Origin of the sequence: Glaciihabitans sp. dw_435, from assembly GCF_018449675.1 — a bacterium.
Taxonomy (GTDB): domain Bacteria; phylum Actinomycetota; class Actinomycetes; order Actinomycetales; family Microbacteriaceae; genus Glaciihabitans.
Genome location: NZ_JAAVUZ010000001.1, coordinates 1 through 18,118, shown reverse-complemented (window position 1 = coordinate 18,118; position 18,118 = coordinate 1). Strand labels below are relative to the sequence as shown.

The 18,118-nt window shown below is 68.6% G+C and carries 15 protein-coding genes; 3 read left to right on the top strand and 12 right to left on the bottom strand.

Annotation, left to right across the window (positions count from 1 at the left end; all coding sequences use genetic code 11):
• Window positions 1-37: 37 nt before the first annotated feature.
• Window positions 38-613, bottom strand: coding sequence for a TetR/AcrR family transcriptional regulator (locus tag HB677_RS00075; protein WP_213813624.1), 576 nt, complete (start codon window positions 611-613; stop codon window positions 38-40).
• Window positions 614-700: 87 nt separating this feature from the next.
• On the opposite strand from HB677_RS00075, the gene HB677_RS00070 reads away from it, so the two are divergent.
• Complete coding sequence (locus tag HB677_RS00070) at window positions 701-1,684, top strand: amidohydrolase family protein (protein WP_213813623.1); 984 nt, start codon at window positions 701-703, stop codon at window positions 1,682-1,684.
• Window positions 1,685-1,763: 79 nt separating this feature from the next.
• On the opposite strand, the gene HB677_RS00065 is transcribed toward HB677_RS00070, so the two are convergent.
• Both HB677_RS00065 and HB677_RS00060 read right to left on the bottom strand, forming a co-directional pair.
• Complete coding sequence (locus HB677_RS00065; RefSeq protein ID WP_213813622.1) at window positions 1,764-2,018, bottom strand: hypothetical protein; 255 nt, start codon at window positions 2,016-2,018, stop codon at window positions 1,764-1,766.
• Entirely contained in the window at window positions 2,011-5,769 is a 3,759-nt protein-coding gene (locus HB677_RS00060; protein WP_213813621.1) for an ATP-binding protein, read from the bottom strand. The genes HB677_RS00065 and HB677_RS00060 overlap by 8 nt, the downstream gene beginning before the upstream one ends.
• Window positions 5,770-5,852: 83 nt before the next feature.
• On the opposite strand from HB677_RS00060, the gene HB677_RS00055 reads away from it, so the two are divergent.
• Window positions 5,853-7,277: a hypothetical protein gene (locus HB677_RS00055; RefSeq protein WP_213813620.1), complete on the top strand. Its 1,425-nt coding sequence runs from the start codon at window positions 5,853-5,855 to the stop codon at window positions 7,275-7,277.
• A 572-nt stretch (window positions 7,278-7,849) separates the two neighbouring features.
• On the opposite strand, the gene HB677_RS00050 is transcribed toward HB677_RS00055, so the two are convergent.
• The gene (locus tag HB677_RS00050; protein WP_213813619.1) at window positions 7,850-8,668 is read right to left on the bottom strand and encodes a CHAP domain-containing protein; all 819 of its coding nucleotides are present in this window, start codon (window positions 8,666-8,668) and stop codon (window positions 7,850-7,852) included.
• Between the two features lie 454 nt (window positions 8,669-9,122).
• Entirely contained in the window at window positions 9,123-9,650 is a 528-nt protein-coding gene (locus HB677_RS00045; RefSeq protein WP_213813618.1) for a nucleoside 2-deoxyribosyltransferase, read from the bottom strand.
• Window positions 9,651-9,945: 295 nt separating this feature from the next.
• On the opposite strand from HB677_RS00045, the gene HB677_RS00040 reads away from it, so the two are divergent.
• On the top strand, window positions 9,946-10,707 hold the full coding sequence (locus tag HB677_RS00040) for a 4'-phosphopantetheinyl transferase superfamily protein (protein WP_255546071.1): 762 nt from the start codon (window positions 9,946-9,948) through the stop codon (window positions 10,705-10,707).
• A gap of 45 nt (window positions 10,708-10,752) precedes the next feature.
• Here the strand turns inward: HB677_RS00040 and HB677_RS00035 are convergent, their stop codons facing one another.
• Genes HB677_RS00035 through HB677_RS00005 form a run of 7 tightly spaced genes read right to left on the bottom strand, consistent with a single transcriptional unit; the run spans window position 10,753 to window position 17,945 of the window.
• Window positions 10,753-11,400: a GntR family transcriptional regulator gene (locus HB677_RS00035; RefSeq protein WP_213813616.1), complete on the bottom strand. Its 648-nt coding sequence runs from the start codon at window positions 11,398-11,400 to the stop codon at window positions 10,753-10,755.
• The gene (locus tag HB677_RS00030) at window positions 11,397-13,049 is read right to left on the bottom strand and encodes an FAD-dependent oxidoreductase (protein ID WP_213813615.1); all 1,653 of its coding nucleotides are present in this window, start codon (window positions 13,047-13,049) and stop codon (window positions 11,397-11,399) included. The genes HB677_RS00035 and HB677_RS00030 overlap by 4 nt, the downstream gene beginning before the upstream one ends.
• Entirely contained in the window at window positions 13,046-13,477 is a 432-nt protein-coding gene (locus HB677_RS00025; RefSeq protein WP_213813614.1) for a RidA family protein, read from the bottom strand. The genes HB677_RS00030 and HB677_RS00025 overlap by 4 nt, the downstream gene beginning before the upstream one ends.
• Window positions 13,474-14,826 (bottom strand): amidase, encoded by a 1,353-nt coding sequence (locus tag HB677_RS18700; protein ID WP_213813613.1) that lies wholly within the window; start codon window positions 14,824-14,826, stop codon window positions 13,474-13,476. The genes HB677_RS00025 and HB677_RS18700 overlap by 4 nt, the downstream gene beginning before the upstream one ends.
• Window positions 14,823-15,710, bottom strand: coding sequence for a sulfurtransferase (locus HB677_RS00015; RefSeq protein ID WP_213813612.1), 888 nt, complete (start codon window positions 15,708-15,710; stop codon window positions 14,823-14,825). The genes HB677_RS18700 and HB677_RS00015 overlap by 4 nt, the downstream gene beginning before the upstream one ends.
• Window positions 15,707-17,161 carry an LLM class flavin-dependent oxidoreductase gene (locus HB677_RS00010; protein ID WP_213813611.1) on the bottom strand — a complete coding sequence of 485 codons (1,455 nt, stop codon included), beginning with the start codon at window positions 17,159-17,161 and terminating at the stop codon, window positions 15,707-15,709. Before HB677_RS00010 ends, HB677_RS00015 begins: the two co-directional genes overlap by 4 nt.
• A complete protein-coding gene (locus HB677_RS00005; protein ID WP_213813610.1) occupies window positions 17,154-17,945 on the bottom strand; it encodes a hydroxyethylthiazole kinase in 792 nt (263 codons plus the stop codon). Before HB677_RS00005 ends, HB677_RS00010 begins: the two co-directional genes overlap by 8 nt.
• Window positions 17,946-18,118 lie beyond the last annotated feature (173 nt).

Below are 18,118 nucleotides of genomic sequence, written 5' to 3'. Positions count from 1 at the left end.
AAAAATGCTCTAAATCCGCCGGATTTAGAGCATTTTTTTACGACTCGATGACCGGGGGCGATTCGGGCGCCGGAGCCTCGCTGGCCGACAAGAACGCAGTCCAGCCGCGCATGGCATGGAGGAGCTCGTCGCGGGATGCTCCCTCGAACGCCTGAAGCTTGAGAAAGTGTTGCGCGATGGTGAGCCCGAGAATTCCACTCACTGTCACCAATGCCCGCAGCCGCGCATCCTCGCCGGTCAGCGACGTGGTGAGGTTCTCCACACGTTCGTTGAGGTACTCCCGCATTGACGCCTCTGCCTCGGGCACCGTCAGCATGGATCGCACGAGTGCACGCGTTTCCGAGGGAAGCTCGTCGAGGCGAACGCCGAGCACCTCGAGGAGGTGGTCCGACGCGACCTGAGCATTGTCTGCCGGCAACTGCACCGCCGCCGTGAACAGCGCGGCCTTGGAGCCGAAGTGCTGCATGACGAGGGAGGGATCCACCCCAGCAATGCCAGCGATGGCGCGGATTGTCACGCCATCGAAGCCGCGGCTCGCGAACTCCTGCCGGGCAGCCTGCAGGATCCGCTGCGCGGTGGCGGCACGCTTGGCGTCCCGCGATGTCTCGGTCATGGTTTCACTCTACAACCGTTGAGTGGTCGTGCTAGGTTGTTTACTCAACAGGCGTTGAGCGAAAGTCGCCACGCCCGAGAGGACACCATGACAGTCATAGCGATCGAAGAACACTGGAACCTGCCCGAGCTAACAGACGCGGTGAGGGCCCTGCCCGCAGACCGCGCCGACGCCAGCATCGCGTTTGACGAGATGGGTGACAACCTGGACCGTCTCAACGACATAGCCGATGCCCGGGTCGCAGCCATGGATGCGCAGGGCGTCGACCTCCAGATTCTCTCGCTGGCTCCTCCCGGCACCCACCCGCTCGACACCGACGATGCGATTGCTCTCAGCCGACGGGCGAACGATCTCGCCGCCGAAGCAGTCCACCGTCACCCCACACGGTTCCGCGCGTTCTCAACCCTGCCCATGGCAGACCCCCACGCCGCGGTCGCGGAGCTGGAGCGATCGGCGGCACTCGGGCTCGTGGGCACGATGGTCTACGGACGCACCGGCGATGTGGCCTTGGATGACCCGCGGTACGACGAGCTCTTCGCCGCGGCCGCGGCCCTGGGGCAACCGGTGTTCATTCATCCTCAAATCCCGTCCAGCGCCATCCGTGATGCGGCGTACAGCGGATTCGACCCCATCACCAGCCTCGGCCTTGCCACGTTCGGCTGGGGATGGCATCTCGAGGCCGCCACGGCCGCGCTCCGTCTCATCGTTCGCGGCACGCTGGACCGCCACCCCGACCTGCAGTTGGTGCTCGGCCATTGGGGTGAACTGCTGCTGTTCTGGCAGGACCGCACGGACAGCCTGTCGCGGGTCGCCGGACTCGACCGGAAGGTATCGGAGTACGTCCGGTCCAACGTGCACATCACGAGCTCCGGCATGCTCAATCCCACGCTTCTTCGGCATGCCCTCGAGGTCACGACACCCGACCGCCTGCTGTTTTCGACCGACTACCCGTTCCAACGCCCCACGCGGGACGACATCACCGGATTCCTCGCGGAATTCCCCTCACAACAGGACCGCGACAAGTTCACCCACGGCAACGCGCAAGCGCTCTTCCACCTGCCGACGGCGTAGGCGAGGCGCCAGCTCCGGCGGCATGGGTCGGCGGTGGCACGGGACCTGCGGGTGGGGCGCGGCCAGCGAGTGGCGTCGGTCAGTAGTGCGGTGGCTTCTCGGCCTTGAGGCGGTCGTCGTTTTCCTCGAGGGTGTGCCTCGGCGCCTCGGGAGCGGGATTGGGGTCGCTTCCGGGCACGGGCTGCGTCGTCACGCGGCGCCGGGAACGGCGGGCCGGCGGTTCCGAGGGTGCCCCGGCCGCAGTATCCCTTGCGGCAGCTCGAGTGGCTTCGCCAGCCGAGGTGCCGGCGGCCGGGTCATCCGCCGCCGCACTGTTCTTGTCTTGCTCACTCACGGGGCTGCGCTGCGACGATTGCCAGCGGTTCCGTGATCGGAGCCTCATCGGCACCGAGCATGGTCACGATGCGGGCCGCGACCTCGTCCGGGTTGCTGAACAGCTCGAACGCGTGCACGCGCAGGTAGTGCCAGCCGAGGCGACGCAGCAGCTCGGGACGCAGACGCAGCGACTCGCGCAGGCTCGTGCGGTGCAGCACGGTGTCCGTCTCGATCGTGACGCAGGTGCCCTTGTACGCGGCGACGAGCCCGAGCTTTCCGCGGTGCCCGAGGGCGACCTTGAGGCCGTGGCCCTGCAGGCGGCGGGCAAGATCGACGAGCATCGGGTCGCTGTCATCCGGCAGGTGCTCCTGGCCAGACCGCGCGGCGACCTCGGCGAGGATCTCCGCGAGCGCGATGGCGCCGTACTGCATGCGGCCATCCTCGATGTCGCTGGGTGCGAAGCACGTGACGATGACCATCGAGCGACGGGCACGCGTCATGGCGACGGCGAGCAGGCGGTCTCCACCGGGCTCACCCAGCGCACCGAAGTTCGACAGCACGCGGCCGTGCGGCGTGCGCCCGAACCCGATTGAGAAGATCACGCGGTCGCGGCTCTGGGCAACGGCCTGCTCGATCGTCGTGACGGTGAACGGCTCGGCGTTGTCACCGATGATGAAGTCGTTGTACTCGGCGTGACCGGTGATCGCGGTGAGCACCGCCTGCTGCACACGCACGGCGTGACGCTCGCTCGCGGTGATGACCATGAGCGACTCGTGCGGGCGACGACGGGCATGGTCCAGCACGAGGTCGACAACGCGGTTGACCTCGGCGTCGGGGCTCTCCACAGCTCCGGAGACCGGGTCGGGCATGCCGTGGCCGTCGGCGACGTAGTCAAGTGCGAGGCTGCCGTGCCCGAGGAAGCTTCCCGCCCACGGGAGCGACTCGATCCGTCCGCCGTAGAAACGGCGATTGACGAGCTCGGCGAGGTCCTCTCCGCCGGCCCGGTAGCTGCGCGTGAGCGCCAGCGTGGGCAACAGGGTTCCGAGACGCGCGAGGGCCGAGTTCGCGTGCGCTTCGTCGGGATCGGTGGATGTCGCGGCATCCACTGATTCCGCATCCGCGTCGGCAATCGCGATCGTGAACGGCGTCGGGCTCTGCGTCACCGGGTCGCCGAACGCGACCACCTGACGGGCCCGGCGGATGGCGCCGACGTTCTCGGCGAGGGTGGTGGCGCCGGCGTCGACGAGGATCACGGTGTCGAACGGCATGGTGTCCACGATCTCGTGAACGTCGTACGGGGACGCGAGCCAGACCGGCGCGATCGTGCGCGACAGGTGCGGTGCGGTGGTCTGCAGGTCGAACGCGGTGACGTGCTCGCGGCGCAGGAGGCGCTTGAGCAGGGCCGCTTCGTCAGGCCAGTCGACGAGACCGATCTTCCAGGTCTCGGCGAGTTGCCAGGACAGCAGCTGCGCGCTGGAGGCGGCGTGGGCCTCGTCCACCAGGCGGAAGTCCGCCTCGAGACGGTCGAGAACACCGGTGTTGGCACCGAGCAGGGCGCGGTCGGCCTCGAGCAACGACTCGAGGGCGGACTGCCACCACGCGAGTTCGAGCTCGGCTTCGACCTGCGCCTCGGGGATGTGGCGCGAGGCCAGGTCCTGGGTCAGCGGGCCAAGTTCCAGGTCGCGCAGGGTCGCCATGAGCGCCGTGCGGTCCTGCAGGTTGTTGAGCACGTCGGACTCGGCCGCGAGGGCTTCGACGCGCATGAGCAAACGCGACAGCGGCATGAATGCGAGCTGGGTGTCGGGGCTGTTGGCACCGAGCGGCTCGTCGAGAACCTGCAGGTCCTGGGCGACGACCTGGTAGGCGACCTGTACATCGGCGATGCCGACGGGAACGGTCGGCGGCACACCCTCGGGAACAAAACGCTGCCAGAGCATGCGCTGCTGCTGGATGCGAACGATCGCCTCGTGCAGGTCGGAGATGTGCACGCCGGGGCGCACGTACTCCTTCGCGAGCTTCTTGAGGCGGCGACGATTGGGTCCCGACATGTCGGGGGCATCCTTGCGCGGCGCGGTCGCGGCGATCAGTTCGCTGAGCGAGCGGTCGAAGACCACCGGCAGGAACTTGTCGAGGGTGTCGCGGAGATCGACGAGCAGACGCAGGTACACGCCGAGCTCGGTGATGTTCTCGAACGGACGCATGTGCGTGGTCTGGATGAGCTCACGGGCGCGGCCGAGCAAGCGCGGAAGCGACTCGCTGTGCAGGCGCTTCGCGGTCTCGTGGGCACGGTGTGCTGCCTCGCCGCTGCCGAACTGGGCGCCGTACCAGGGGGAATCCCCCGGTCCGTAGCGGAACTCGCCGAGGCGGGCCGCGTTGACCATCGTCTCGGCGGCGCGGTGGCGGTCGTGCGCGAGCGCCTCGATCGTCGCACGCTGCAGACGTGCGGTAGTGGATGGCGGGACGGGAAGCAGCGCGAGGCGGCTCAGTTCCGTGACGCAGTCAAGGACACTGATCTGCAGCATGTCATCGGGACGCGACAACGCACCCCGGTAGTCGAGGAGCACCTTGCGCAGGCGGACGAGCGCCTCGTCAACCTCGGCGACCTGTGGCTGCGGGGTCTTCTCGCTGCGGGAGATCGAGCGGACGATGTCGCGGCGCAGCGTGCGGGTCGCGACGGCGAGGCCGGGAAGCCCGACGTCGCCGAGACGCTGCGAGATGCCCTGCAGGGTTGACCGGCGGGCACTGACGACGAGAACGCGCTTGTTCTGTCCCACGAGGGAACCGATCACGTTCACGATGGTCTGGGTGCCACCGGTGCCGGGGAGAGTCTTGACGACAACGGAGTTGCCCGCGGCGATCTGGGCCACCACGTTTTCCTGTTCGGAATCCGCGTCGAGCAGCAAATTGTCGGTCTGCGGCGGGCGCTGGTCTGAGCCGAGCGCCTCAACCGGCTGGTAGCTCTCGGAGACCGTCCACTTGGCCGTGGCGTTGCCACCGATGGCGTCGAGGACCGTGTGCGAGAGGTCCGAGGCATCCGCGAGCATCCCAGTCGCCACATCGGCGAAGGACGACACGACAAGGCGTGGCTGCACGGTGAGGAGCTGGAGGTGGTCCGTGAGGCCGCGCAAGCGGTCGATCACGTGGTTCGGTTTGAAGGTACCGTCGTCGTCGGCGAGGGCGGCGAACGCGTCCGCGTCGAGGTCGAGACCGAACTGCACGCGCAGCACGCGGGCGAGTTCCGGGTTGAGGAACGCCTTGCCGCGCAGCTTGACCTCGAAGTCGCGGCCGTGGCGGCGGATGGCCAACGGACGCAGCAGGAGGGGTGCGCGGTAATCGACGTTGCCGTAGGTCCACTCGACGATGCCGATACCGAGGTGCACGGCGTCGATGCCGCGCGCGGTAGCAAGTTCGAGGCCCTTGGCCGCGATGGCACCGGCCGCCAGACGGGCGCCGCGCAGGGCGAGCTCGTCACGGATGAGGTTCGACAGCAGTGTCGTTTTGCCGGTGATGAACTGCGCGAGGCCGCCGGGGTGGGTGGCGCTCAGCTCAATTCGGGTACTCGGGGAGTCGACGAAGTGCAGGAGCGGGGATGTTCCACCCACCGCTGCCAACTCACCTCGCCAGCTGGTCCAGGTTGGTTCTGCCACGTTTCCCGCCTCGAAAGTCGGATCGCCCAGGGTCAATGCATGCGGCGCCGTTACTTGGTACTCGGCGCGGGCATGTTCGTCGTCGACGAAGAGCTCGTCATCATTCTTATCAGCACGCCACACCCCGCAACCATAAAGCCGGATGCCCCGCACATCGGGGACGTTCGGCGGGTTTCGCGCAGTTTGGGGAACGTAATATGACGTTTATGAGCTATATCGCGGCCCCGAGCGTCCTCTCTGCGGCGGATCTCGACCCGGTGCGGGGCGTGCTGATCGCCGTTGTCACCCTGGTTGTCGTCGTCGTCATTGGTCTTGCCATCGCGCTCACGCTGTTGTTCCGGCGTCGTGAGGGAGCCCGTCCGAGCGCCGCTGCCGGGATATCCGAACTCGAGCAGCTCGCGGGATCAGCGCTGCTGCGCGCCGACGACGCGGTGGCCGCCGGCGACGATGAACTCGCGTACGCGATCGCCCAGTTCGGAGAGGAGCGCACCCGCGAGTTTGCCAGCGCCGTGGCATCCGCTCACGCAAGTGTCACCGAGGCGTTCCGCCTGAAGCAGCAATTGGACGACGCGTACGCCGACACCGACGTCGAGCGCCGCGACTGGAACAACCGCATCGTCGCGCTGAGCGAATCCGCCCAGCGTAGCCTGCAGACACAGAGCGGTGCCTTCGACACCCTGCGGCGTGCGGAGGCCGACTCTCCCCGCCGCCTCACGGCCCTGCGCGAGGGCATTGCGACGTCGCGCGGCATGGTGCCTGCGGCCCAGTCGGCGCTCGACTACATCTCGTCGCGGTATGCCCCGGAGACGGTCGTCGAGGTTCGCGACAACGTCGCGCAGGCGACGGCGCTGCTGGATCAGGCGAGTGCGGAAGCGGATGACGCGGCCGCCCACATCGATCCCACGGGGGTGAACTCGGTGTCATCCACGATCGACGCGTCCGTCGGGCACGTCATCAGCGCGCGCCGGCTGCTCGCGGCCGTATCGGACGTGCACGCGTCACTTCGTCAGGCGGACGCTGCGCTCACCACCCTCGTCGCGGACACCCGCCGCAGCCTCGAGGAGGCCCGCGCGGCTCGTGACGCCGCTCCGGACGCGGATACCGGTGCCGCCCTGGTGGCCGCCATCGCGTCCGTCGAGCAGGCCGTGAACGCGGCGGTGGCGGGTGGTGGCGCTGGTGTCTCGGCCGGTGCCGACGCTCTCTCCACCTCCGGCTCCCCCGACCCGGATTCCCTCACAGTCGGCTCCCCCATCTCGGGCTCCGGCATCCCCGACTCCGCCACCTCCCTGCACCACCCGAACCCGGCCCGCGCGATAGCCCAGCTCGGGGAAGCGGTCACCGAGCTCGATACCGCCCTGGCCGGCGCACGCAATCAGCAGCAGCGCCTTGAGCACGCCCGCACGGCACTCGCGGGAGCGCTCGTGGCTGCCCGCAGCCAGATTTCCGTGGTTAAGAACTACATGTCCGGCGGCCGCGCGGCCATCGAGGCCCGCACCCGCCTCGCAGAGGCCGAACGGCAGCTGATGCTTGCCGAGGCGGAAGCCGACCCCGTAGAGGCCCTCGACGCCGCCCGCCGCGCCGCCACCTCGGCCCGCGACGCCGACGCGCTCGCCCGCTACGAGGCGCTGTAGCCCGAGGGGCGCTGCTCGGACCCCGTTGTCCGAGACGCTCCGGCCCCTAGTCACCGTGGACGGGCCCGCGGCACCAGCAGGCACCGTGGCCCAGGCCCGCGGCACCCGCCCAATGAGCCGGCCACCTCGCGCATTTGAATAGCGGAGGAGATCCTGTCATCCGCTGCCCCCAACCGGCATGGAATGACCGAATTTCCTCCCCTAGTGAAATCGGCCGGGTTGAAACCGGTGTTGCACGCGCAGCGGGTGCTCTTTCGGCGCTCTGAGGCCGGGCTGCGGCCGGTTGGCGTCGCTGGATTTCGCCAGATGCGGAGATTCGGGTCATCCGCCGCCCAAAAGTCCGCACGAAGGCGAATTGCGGCAGAAACTCCGCATGTAGCGCAAGGGCCGTGCCGGCCAACGCTCGGAACCACCGCGAGATGGGACTGACGCGGCCTGAGGTGAGCGGGTCAGCGGAAAGTGGGCCGGGCGATGGAGGTGGGGGCTGAGATTCGGGATCAGGCAGGCAGCGAAAAAGCCCCGGCGCGCATCCAGTGGATGACACGTCGGGGCTTTCTACGAAGGGCGCCGGTTTAGCGGGGCGGCGGGTACAGGTACCGGGCGACCGAGCTGGTCGGAATCGTACGCATGGCGTAGCCGAGCTTCACCATTCCGTTGTATTCCTCGATGACGACGTTGTTGCCCTTGATGGCCTTGACGTACGCAACGTGGTTGCCGTTGAACCAGGCGACAGCTCCGAGAACGGGAGTGTTGCTGGTCTTCCAGCCGTGGGACTCCCACGCGCGCTTCCACTCAGAGGCGTTTCCGCCACCGGGGGTGAGATTCGACCAGACGAACTTGAACGGAGCCGAGGTGGAGCCGGCGTCACGGTTCAGGCGGTATGCGACGAAGTCGACGCACTGGCGGTAGTAGTAGTTCAGCGGCGACAGCGTGTTGCCTGCGGTCGGCCACGGGTAGTCATCGCCGGCGGCGCGGACGCTCGAGTTGTACGAGGCGAAGGCGGCAGCGGTGATCTTCTGCGCGGCCAGCTCGGACTCGGTGGTCGCGGTGATCTTGTCGCGCTTCACCGAGAGAGGGGCAACTTGCGATGGAACCTTCAGTGAGGCCTGCGCGGGAGCCGCAGCGGCATCAACCGAGGCCGACTCTTTCTCGAGCTCCGCCTGGTGCTCAGCACCGGCGGGAGCAAACGCATACGCGGGGATGGACGCCGCGGCAATGAAGCCCGGGACGACCAAAAGGATCGCGATAACGGCGATCGGGTTCTGCTTCTTCTTGCCACCGGCAGTGACCTTGCGCGAACGCGATGAGGTCGGACGCTCGAGAGCGGCCAGTCGGCGGGCGGCGATTCGTGACGCGCGAGTGGGCTTGGCAACGCGGGCTACGCGCTGCACTCCCTGTCGACGTCCCTCATGAGCGCTTGCCGCTTTGAGTTCACGACGTGACGAATACTGGGGCGCATTCGCAGCTGGCAGAGGGGTCGTTTCGCGGGTGGCGAGGAGGTCGTCTGACAAGTCAGGCGTCATCTCATCGGGCACAGGCGTGTACCTCCGGGCATTACGCATTGGTTGGGCGGAGACAGTTTCCCCCGCGGGACCAACCAAGCTACCTAGCGAGAATACGCGAGATGAGTGCCGCTGTCACGGCAATCTCACGAATTGGTAACGGAGCCATCACGACACCCCAACGAAAACGCAACGGTATTCGTCTGTGGAAATGTCACTTGTGGCCGCGCATCCCTGTAACCATGCGGGGACAACTTTGTCCACCCCCTGTGGGACGACATGCCCTGAGAAAAACCTCCAAATACGGGCTGCGGATGACCCGTCCGACCCAATATGTTGCGTTCTACGCGATAACGGCCGGCGTGACATCCCGAGCTATCCGACGAATGCAATCCTCAAAACTGCCGTACACCATCGTCGCGGGCACCGAAATCATCAGGTTGATCGGAGGGCCGAAGTTCTCGACGTGGAGGCCGTCGGAGTCCACCGGGCGGGCGCCGCTTGAGTCGACGGGGCCGTAGTGCTCGGCGACGCGGTCGGCCATTGTTCCGGCGTGCGTGTAGCCGTAGAGCTTCTTGCCGAGGGCAAAGCCGAGGCCCAGTTCGAAGCAGGTGCCCGAGTCGGGCTCGGCGCCGCGGAAGGGGAAGAGGTTCGCCGCGACGATGTCGCAGGACTGCACGAGGTCGACATCGCGCTGGAAGATCGCGGCCGCGAGCTCCTCCGGGGACAGACCCGTGGGGTCGATCACGACGTCGGCGGGGAACACACCGGTGAGGCCGAACTCGGCGCAGACACCTTTCATCCAGGCGGCGCGCTCGAGGGCGTCGGGGTAGAAGACATCGGGGCCGGCCAGGTAGATTCTCGGAGACATTCGGCGAGTCTAGGGCGCGCTCATTACGCGGATGTTGCGGCGGCAGCGGGGGTACAGCGGGCCGATCGTCGGGTGCACGGCGGGCCGATCGTCGGACTCACAGCGGGCCGACCGTCGGGCGAAACGGCGCAAGCCGGGGGGTGCTTACGCCGTTCCTCGTGCTTTTGGGCTGCGCCGTCCAGACGGATCATCCCACCCCAAACACTATTGGTTATCACGTTCTGGAATAGACCCCCACTGCGGGGGCTGCGGAGGGGGTCCACGACGCCCGGATGCGAGTTACATTGACACTGTGATGGTGCACCCGACCGACCGACCCGACGTCACCGTGGTCATCCACGACGCCACGGGCACCCGCGAGGGCGATAGGTCCCTCCTCGCGGCAACCATCGCGGGAGTCACGGGTGTCGACCCCGCCACCGTGCAGATCGAGCAGGTCTGCGCCGACTGCGGCGGCGACCACGGGCAACCGGTCGTGCTGGGCCCCACGCCCGATGGCGCCCGCATCCATGTGAGCCTCAGCCGCGCCGTGGACATCCTCGTCATCGCGGTCACGCTCGCCGGACCCGTCGGCATCGATATCGAGTCGTCCGACGCGATCGAGCGGGCAGGGTTTGATGACGTTGCACTGGATGACTCGGAGCGCGCGATCATCGCCAGCCTCGGGTCATCCGACCGCACCCAGGCCCGCATCTCGTACTGGACGGCGAAGGAAGCAGTCCTGAAGGCCGCCGGTCTCGGGCTGAGGATCGACCCGCGCGACGTCGTGGTGGGCCTGCCGCTGCACGTGGGTACGGAGTCCGCCGGCACGCAGCCGGCAAGCACGGGCAAGCGCACCCGCGCTGCGTCATCCGCAGGTCGGGCCAGCGGCACGACCGCGGGCCCATCGGTCGTCGCGACGGCAGCGCCCACGCTCCTGCGGTGGGCTGCCGCGCCGTTCCCCGTGCGCGAGGCGCACCTGATGCCGTTCGCGCCCGCCGCGGGCATCACGGGCATAGTCGCCGTGGTCAGCGGCACAACGCCGCTGCTGACGCTGATCGACCGGCGCGGCGGCTAGCGGGACGGTGGTCGGGCCAAGCCCGGTCGGGCTAGACCCGTGCGGCTAGACCCCGTCGGGCCGCGCCATCTGGGCCACCAGCTGCAGGATGCGGGTGTCCCTGTCGTGGGCAAGGTGCGCGAGCATCCGCGTGCGGGCAAGCTCGCCGTCGCCATCCCGGATCGCCTCGAGCACCTGCTCGTGCTCATCGTTGCTCTGCGAGAACGTGTGGTCGCCCATCTGGGTCTTCCACGGGGCACTGATCTTCACCTGCGCGTCGAGCATGCGCACCAGCGTCAGGATCGTCTCGTTGTGGGCAGCATGCCGCAGCGCGTCGTGGAACAGGTTGAACGACTGGCGCACACCCGCCGGATCGGTCTCGCTGCGTCCGCGGGCGACCAGCTCGGTCAGCCGCGCGATGTCGATCGGGCTGCGCCGGGTCGCCGCGGCGAACGCCGACGAACTGTCGAGAATGGCCCGCACCTCGAAGATCTCGAGGATCTCCTCGTCCGAGCGCTTACGGATCGTGAAGCCCCGCTGGGTCGCCGTCAGCAGCCCATCGCGCTCCAGCAGCCCGAGCGCCTCGCGCACCGGTGTGCGGGAGACGGCGAACTCTTCGCTCAACGGCAGCGGGATCAGCGGGGCGTCGTCCGCGTAGTAGCCCGAGACAAGGCGATCCCTCAGGGTGTCGTAAATGGTGTCCCGGGCGTTCATCCCGCGATCTTACTGCCGACCCGCGTCGCCATGCCGTCGCGCCAGGTGAGGAAGCCGCCGTCGAGATTCACGGCCTCGATCCCGTTCTGCAGCAGGATGCGCTGGGCGTTGTGCGAGTTCTGGCCGACGCGGCAGTGCACGACGACCTGGCGGCCCCGCAGTTGCTCGAGGTTCGCGCGCAGCTCCGGAAGCGACACGTGCAGCGATCCCGGGATGGACCCCTCCTTCAACTGTCCGGGCATCCGCACGTCCAGAAGCATCCATCCCTCGGCCAGCCGCTCGTCCAGTTCGTGCCACTGCAGCGTGGGGTCTTCGCCGCGCGCCATGTTGCCGTCGATGTAGCCCAGCATGTTCACCGGGTCCTTCGCCGAGCCGAACTGCGGCGCGTACGCCAGCTCGAGTTCCGCGAGGGACGACGCGGTCATGCCTCCGGCCATCGCCGTCGCGATCACGTCGATGCGCTTGTCGACACCCTCGTGCCCAACCACCTGCGCGCCGAGAATGCTGTCGTCCTCCGGGTCGACGAGCAGCTTGATCGACAGCATCGTCGCCCCGGGATAGTAGGTCGCGTGGTTACTGGGATGGGTGTGGATGACCCGTGCCGCGCGCCCCCCGGCCCGCAGCTCGGTCTCCGACCGTCCGGTCCGGGCGGCCACGATGCCGCAGCTTTCCACGATGGCGGTACCGAGCGCGGCCCGGTACGGACGCGCGATGCCCGCGATGACGTCTGCGGCGAGACGGCCCTCCTTGTTGGCGAGGCCGGCGAACGGCACGGTTGCCTCCTCGGACGACACCCATCCCTTCTTCTGGGCGACGTCACCGACGGCGAACACCCCGTCCGCGCTGGTGCGCTGCTGCTCGTCGACGCGGATCCCGCCGTCCGGGCCGACGGCGATTCCCGCCTCCACGGCGAGCGCCGACTCGGGTCGAACTCCCACGGCAGCAAACACGAACGAGGTGGGGATGGCCGTGCCATCCGAGAGGTGGGCGGCGCCGCCCTCGATGCGGTCGACGGTGGCGTCCAGGTGCACGGTGGCGCCGCTGGCGCGCAGCTGCTCGAGCACCAGCACTGCCATCTCCGGGTCGAAGGAGCTCAGCACCTGCGGTCCGCGACTGACCAGGGTCACGGTCATCCCGCGCTCCCGCAGGTTTTCGACGGCCTCGAGTCCGACGAAGCCGGCACCGACCACGAGCGCGTTGCCGCCCTCGCCGACCGGGGGCAGGTCAGCCATGATCGCGTCGAGGTCATCCAGGTCGCGCAGCGTGCGCAGCGGGAGGTCGCTCGCGAAGGTGGGCTTCAGCGCCGAGGCGCCGGTGGAGATCACGAGCGAGTCGTAGCTCTCGGTGGTGGTCACGCCCGTCGCGCGGTCGCGCACGGTGACGAACTTCGCCGCGGTGTGCACCCCCACGACCTCGGCACCGACGCGCACGTCGAGCCGGAACCGGGCGGCGAGGCTCGTCGGGCTGTTGAGCAGCAGTGACTCGCGATCCTCGATGAAACCACCGATGTGGTACGGCAGGCCGCAGTTGGCGAACGACACGTTCTGGCCGCGCTCCAGCACCACGATCTCGGCGTCCTCGCGGTTGCGTCGCAGGCGGGTTGCGGCGCTCATGCCGCCGGCGACTCCGCCGATGATGATGACCTTCATGCGCGGTCTCCTTCTGTTCTGGTGGCACTAACGGCCGACACAACGGGCATCGCCGTGGCGACAGCCACCGCTTCTATCTCGATTTTCATCAGTGGATCGATCAACCGCGCGACCTGCACCATGGACAGTGCGGGGCGGATGTCTCGAAATACCGAACCATGCGCCCGGCCGACTTCTTCCCAGTCTGCCTCGTCGGTGAGGTACACCCGCGTCGAGACGACATCGGCGAGGGTGCATCCCGCTTCCGCCAGCGCCGCCTCGATCTTGCCGATCGCGACGGTGAGCTGCTCGGCGGCGGTGCCGGCATCCGCGCCACCGCGCACCAGCCCCGAGCTGCCCGACACGAACACGAACCCGCCGCTGACCACGGCCCGGCTGTAGCCGAGCTCGGCCTCCCACGGCGACCCGGACGAGATGAGCCGCGTCACCGCTGCTCCCCGTCGGTCGCGACCACGGGATGGCACACCGGATAGTGCACCTCGAATCCTCGCCGCTGCTCCAGCAGCCGCAGCACCTGCAGCACTCCCCCGTCGTCAAACCGCGCGCCCGCGATCTGCACGCTCACCGGGCACAGCCCGTCGCCGAGGTCGAGCACCGGCACCGTTCCGGCCGGTGTCGCCAGCCTGTTGAACCAGGCGGCGAACCCCATGTGGGCCATCGCGTCGTCCGGATCGGGGCTGACGTCCGTCGCCGGGAACGCCCGCACCGGCAGCACCGGCGACAGCACGTAGTCGAACGGCGCGAGCTGGCGACGCACCGTCTCGGTGGCCACGGCCACGCGATGTGCGTCGAGGGCAGCGGATGCCGCGGACCGCATCAGTGATCCCTCCAGCATCTCCCCCACCACGGGCAGGATGCGTCCGCGCGCGGCGGCCGACTGCGCGAGGTAATCGGGAAGACCCTTGTCGATCATGAACCAGTAGATCGCCTCATAGTCGCGCTCCCCGACATCCAGATCCGCAATGTCGACGAGAGTGGCACCGAGGTCGCGCAGTACGCCGACCGTCACGCCGGAGAGGTCGGTGCGCGCGGTGGCCGGGCTCTCGTAACGGCCGGGCAACGCGTAGAGATCGAGCGGATCGTGGCGGCCGAGCACCCGCAGGGCGGACTCGACGTCATCGATCGTGGTGGCCATCGGTCCGGCGCTGCGGTAGTCGCCGGCCGGGTCGTAGGCGATGCGCCCCTGGGTCGGCTTGAGTGACGCCAGCCCGCTGAGCGCTGCCGGCACCCGCACGGATCCGACCATGTCGGTGCCAACGGCGATGGATGCCACGCCCGCGGCCACGCTCGGACCGGCGCCCGCGCTCGACCCTCCCGTGTTGGTGGCGGTATCCCAGGCGTTGCGGATCACCCCGTGTTGCGAGCTGAGACCAGACATGAGCATGGCGTAGTCGGGCATCGTGGTCTTGGCGACGACGAGCATCCCGGCTCCGCGGGCCCGGCGCACGGGTGCCGCGTCGTTCGGGGAGATCACGCCGGTGTTGATCGCGGTGCCGTGCCAGCGCGGCATGCCCTTCACGTGGAAGCTGTCCTTGAACGTGATGGGCACCCCGTCGAGGTCGCTCAGGGGCTCCCCGTCACGCCAGCGGCGGGTGCTCGCCGCGGCGGCCTCGCGGGTTCCGGGTTCGTCGATGCTGGCGATCGCGTTGTAGAGATCGCTCGCCGCGTGGGCTCGCTCGAGCGCGATCTCGGCGATGTCGGAGGGGGTGGTGTCGCCCGACGCGTAGGCGTGGCGGAGGCCCGAGGCATCCACCGTCCTGAAATCGACGGCTGTCACTCGGCGGCCGCGCGCTCGTCGTCGCCGGTCACGAGGGGCAGGGCGGGGTCGGCCTTCCACTCGTTGAGGGAGCCGTCGTAGATCGTAAGGCCGGTCTGCCCGGCCACGGTCAGCGCGAGGGCGAGGCCCGACGCATTGATGGCGCCGCCGCAGTAGAGGATCGTCTCGGGTTCGGCGCCGAGGTCGTGGGCGTCGAGGGCGAGGCGGGTCTTGGCGACCGAGATGAGTCCGTCGTCGTCGAGCAGATCGGGGAACGGCAGGCTGCGGGTGTTCGGGATGTGGCCGGGGCGATCGCCGCCGCCCTCTCCGGTGAACTCGGCGTGACGCACGCCCGCGAGAGTCGGGGTGGTGTCGACCCCGGTGGCAATGAGCTTCATGCGCTCGATGTCGACGAAGAAGCCGTCGAGCTCGAAGGCCTCGAAGGTGCCGGGGGTCTCGGGGGTGCGGCCGGGGCCGGATTCGGTGGGGCCGCCGGCGTCCTTCCACGAGCGAAGCCCGCCGTCGAGCACCGCGACCCGGGTGAAGCCGAACGAGCGCAGCACCCACCAGATGCGCGCGGCCCACGCGGTGCTGAGCCGGTCGTACACGACCACCGTCGAGGTGGTGTCGACGCCGAGCGCGCGCATGGTGGCCTGCAAGTGCTCGGCGCTGGGGCGCGTAAAGAGGAAGGGAGCGGATGCGTCGGAGAAGGCGTCAAACACGTCCGCGAAGAGCGCCCCCGCGATGTGTTCCTCGGCGAACTCGCCGGAGCCGTCGGCGAACTGGGTCTTGCCCGCGTCATTCGGGGTGCGCACGATGGTCGCGTCGAGGACGATCACCTCGTCGAGGTGGCCCTGCAGCCACTCGGCCGTGACGAGGGCGCCGGGGAGCTCGAGGGCGGTCATTCGGTGGCTCCGGCGGGTTCTGCTGGTTCAGCCGGTTCGGCCGGTGCAGCCGGTTCGGCTGGCGCGGGCGGCTCGGCTTCACTGCCCGTCGAGGCTGCCTTGGCGGATGCCGCGCGGTTGCGCCACTCCCCCCGCTCGGGCCGGGCGAGCCCGAGGTTCTCGCGCAGGGTCGCGCCCTCGTACTCGGTGCGCAGCAGCCCGCGGCGCTGCAGCTCGGGCACCACATGCTCGGCGAAGTCCTCGAAGGCCGCCGGCACATGTGTCGCCTGGATCATGAAGCCGTCGGCGGCGCCGCTGTCCATCCAGAGCTCCATGTTGTCGGCGATGTCGACGGCGGACCCGATCATGCTTCCCTCGGTGCGGGCGCCGTACCAGCGTCCGATCTCGCGGATGCTGAGCTTCTCGCGCTCGGCGAACTCGACGACCTCGCGGTAGTGGCCTTCCACGCCGACGACCTCGAGCGAGGGCAGCGGTCCGTCGAGGTCGTACTGGGTGAGGTCGACGTTCACGTGGTACGCCAACCGGGACAGGCCGGCCTCGACCGAGACGAGATCGGCGAACGCCTCGTGCTTGGACATGGCGTCACGCACGTCGGTGCCGACGATGGTCGTGGCGGCCGGGAGGATCTTGAGCTGGTCGGGGTCGCGGCCGTGAGAGGCAGCGCGCTGCTTCATATCGGCGTAGAACGCGATCGCGGACTCGAGCGACTCGTGGCTGCAGAAGACGACGTCGGCCCAGCGCGACGCAAAGTCGCGGCCGGCGGGCGATGCCCCGGCCTGGATGATCACCGGGTAGCCCTGGGGAACGCGCGGCACCCCAAGGGGCCCCTGCACCTTGAAGTACGTGCCCTCGTGGTCGATGGCCTCGACCTCCTGCGGGCGTCCGAAGATCCCGGACGACTTGTCGAGCACCAGCGCGTCATCCGACCAGCTGTCCCACAGTCGCGTAGCGACCTCGAGAAACTCCTCGGCGCGCTCGTAGCGGGTCTCGCGGTCGGGCAGGGCGTCCTGTCCGTAGTTCTGAGCCTCGGCGTCCTGGAAACTCGTCACCACGTTCCATCCCGAGCGCCCACCCGTCAGGTGGTCGAGCGTGCCGAGGGACCGGGCGAGGTTGAACGGTTCCTGGTAACCGGTCGACATGGTGGCCGCGACGCCGAGGTGCGTGGTGGCTGCTGCCATGATCGTGATCACGGGAATCGGGTCGAGGCGGGGCGTGCCCGAGCCCCACTGGACGGCGGGCGAGAATGAATTCCCGAGGCTGCGCGGCACGGCGAGCGAGTCGGGGACGAAGACCATGTCGAACCGCGCGTCCTCGAGCACCCGCGCGATGTGGGCGTAGTGGGCCATCGTGAGAAAGCCGTCACCGGCGTTGGCGTGGCGCCAGCCGACGGTGCCCTGCGGGCCCGCGTTCATGAACGCGGCGAGGTGCATCCTGCGGGGAGTCTCACTCATGGGCGACCAGGCCCAGCTGCGACAGCTCGTCGACGAGGGCGACGGCGAACTCGCCCGTGCCCTTGGTGCGGGCTCCGGCCAGTTCGGCGGCGCGGGCGAATGCGGCGTGCCCGACGATGGCGGCGAGAAGCGGATCCCCGAGCGCACCCACCGCTCCGGCGCAGAGTGCGCCGAGGCTGCAGCCTGCGCCGGTGACCTGCGTGAGGCGAACGTCTCCCCCGGGAATCGCGACCGTCGTCGTGCCATCCGAGATGTAATCGGTTGGTCCGCTCACGGCGACCACGGCACCGGTCGCGCGGGCGAGCTCGACGACGACCTCGAGCGCCTCGTCCGAGGAGGCAGTCGTCTCGACGCCCTTGCCACCGGCGATGCCGCCGCTGAGCGCGATCAGCTCACTGGCATTGCCGCGGATGATGGCTGGCTTGAATTCAAGCAGGGAGCGGATGACTGCGTCGTACTCGGGTGCTCCCGAGCCGACGGCCACGGGGTCGAGCACCCACGGCGTGCCCGCTTCGTGCGCGGTGCGGGCGACCGTGCGAACATCGTCGGCCGAACTGGTCATCAGGGTCGCCCCGTTGATCCACACACCGGCCGCGCCCGCCGGGAAGGTCGAGATCCAGTCGACCGCGGTGCCTATCGCCGGACCCGCTCCCGCGGCGAGCAGAACGTTCGCGCTGAGGTTCGCGGCAATGTAGTTGGTGAGCCCGTAGATGAACGGGGCCTCGGAGCGAATGGCCGCGAAACCCTCCTGAACGTCGGTGTCCTGCCAGGTCTTGGTCTGCATGGGGGTCTCCTAGAATTCGGGCGAGGCGTGCTCGCAACTGTATACAGCTACATACAGACTCGCCAACTTTCCCCGGCGATGTTCACGATTCCGAAACATCCCGTCACAATCCGCGCGCACGGCCCCGCAGCCTCTCCGCTCAGAAAACGGGCGAGTTAGGCGGTTCCGGGCGA

What these genes read in the sequence shown, in the direction of transcription:
- HB677_RS00035 (WP_213813616.1), bottom strand. Translation starts at nt 11,400, where the DNA reads ATGAACGCCCGGGACACCATTTACGACACCCTGAGGGATCGCCTTGTC.
- HB677_RS00015 (WP_213813612.1), bottom strand. Translation starts at nt 15,710, where the DNA reads ATGACCGCCCTCGAGCTCCCCGGCGCCCTCGTCACGGCCGAGTGGCTG.
- HB677_RS00030 (WP_213813615.1), bottom strand. Translation starts at nt 13,049, where the DNA reads ATGAAGGTCATCATCATCGGCGGAGTCGCCGGCGGCATGAGCGCCGCA.
- HB677_RS00045 (WP_213813618.1), bottom strand. Translation starts at nt 9,650, where the DNA reads ATGTCTCCGAGAATCTACCTGGCCGGCCCCGATGTCTTCTACCCCGAC.
- HB677_RS00075 (WP_213813624.1), bottom strand. Translation starts at nt 613, where the DNA reads ATGACCGAGACATCGCGGGACGCCAAGCGTGCCGCCACCGCGCAGCGG.
- HB677_RS00055 (WP_213813620.1), top strand. Translation starts at nt 5,853, where the DNA reads ATGAGCTATATCGCGGCCCCGAGCGTCCTCTCTGCGGCGGATCTCGAC.
- HB677_RS00010 (WP_213813611.1), bottom strand. Translation starts at nt 17,161, where the DNA reads ATGAGTGAGACTCCCCGCAGGATGCACCTCGCCGCGTTCATGAACGCG.
- HB677_RS00005 (WP_213813610.1), bottom strand. Translation starts at nt 17,945, where the DNA reads ATGCAGACCAAGACCTGGCAGGACACCGACGTTCAGGAGGGTTTCGCG.
- HB677_RS00070 (WP_213813623.1), top strand. Translation starts at nt 701, where the DNA reads ATGACAGTCATAGCGATCGAAGAACACTGGAACCTGCCCGAGCTAACA.
- HB677_RS00040 (WP_255546071.1), top strand. Translation starts at nt 9,946, where the DNA reads ATGGTGCACCCGACCGACCGACCCGACGTCACCGTGGTCATCCACGAC.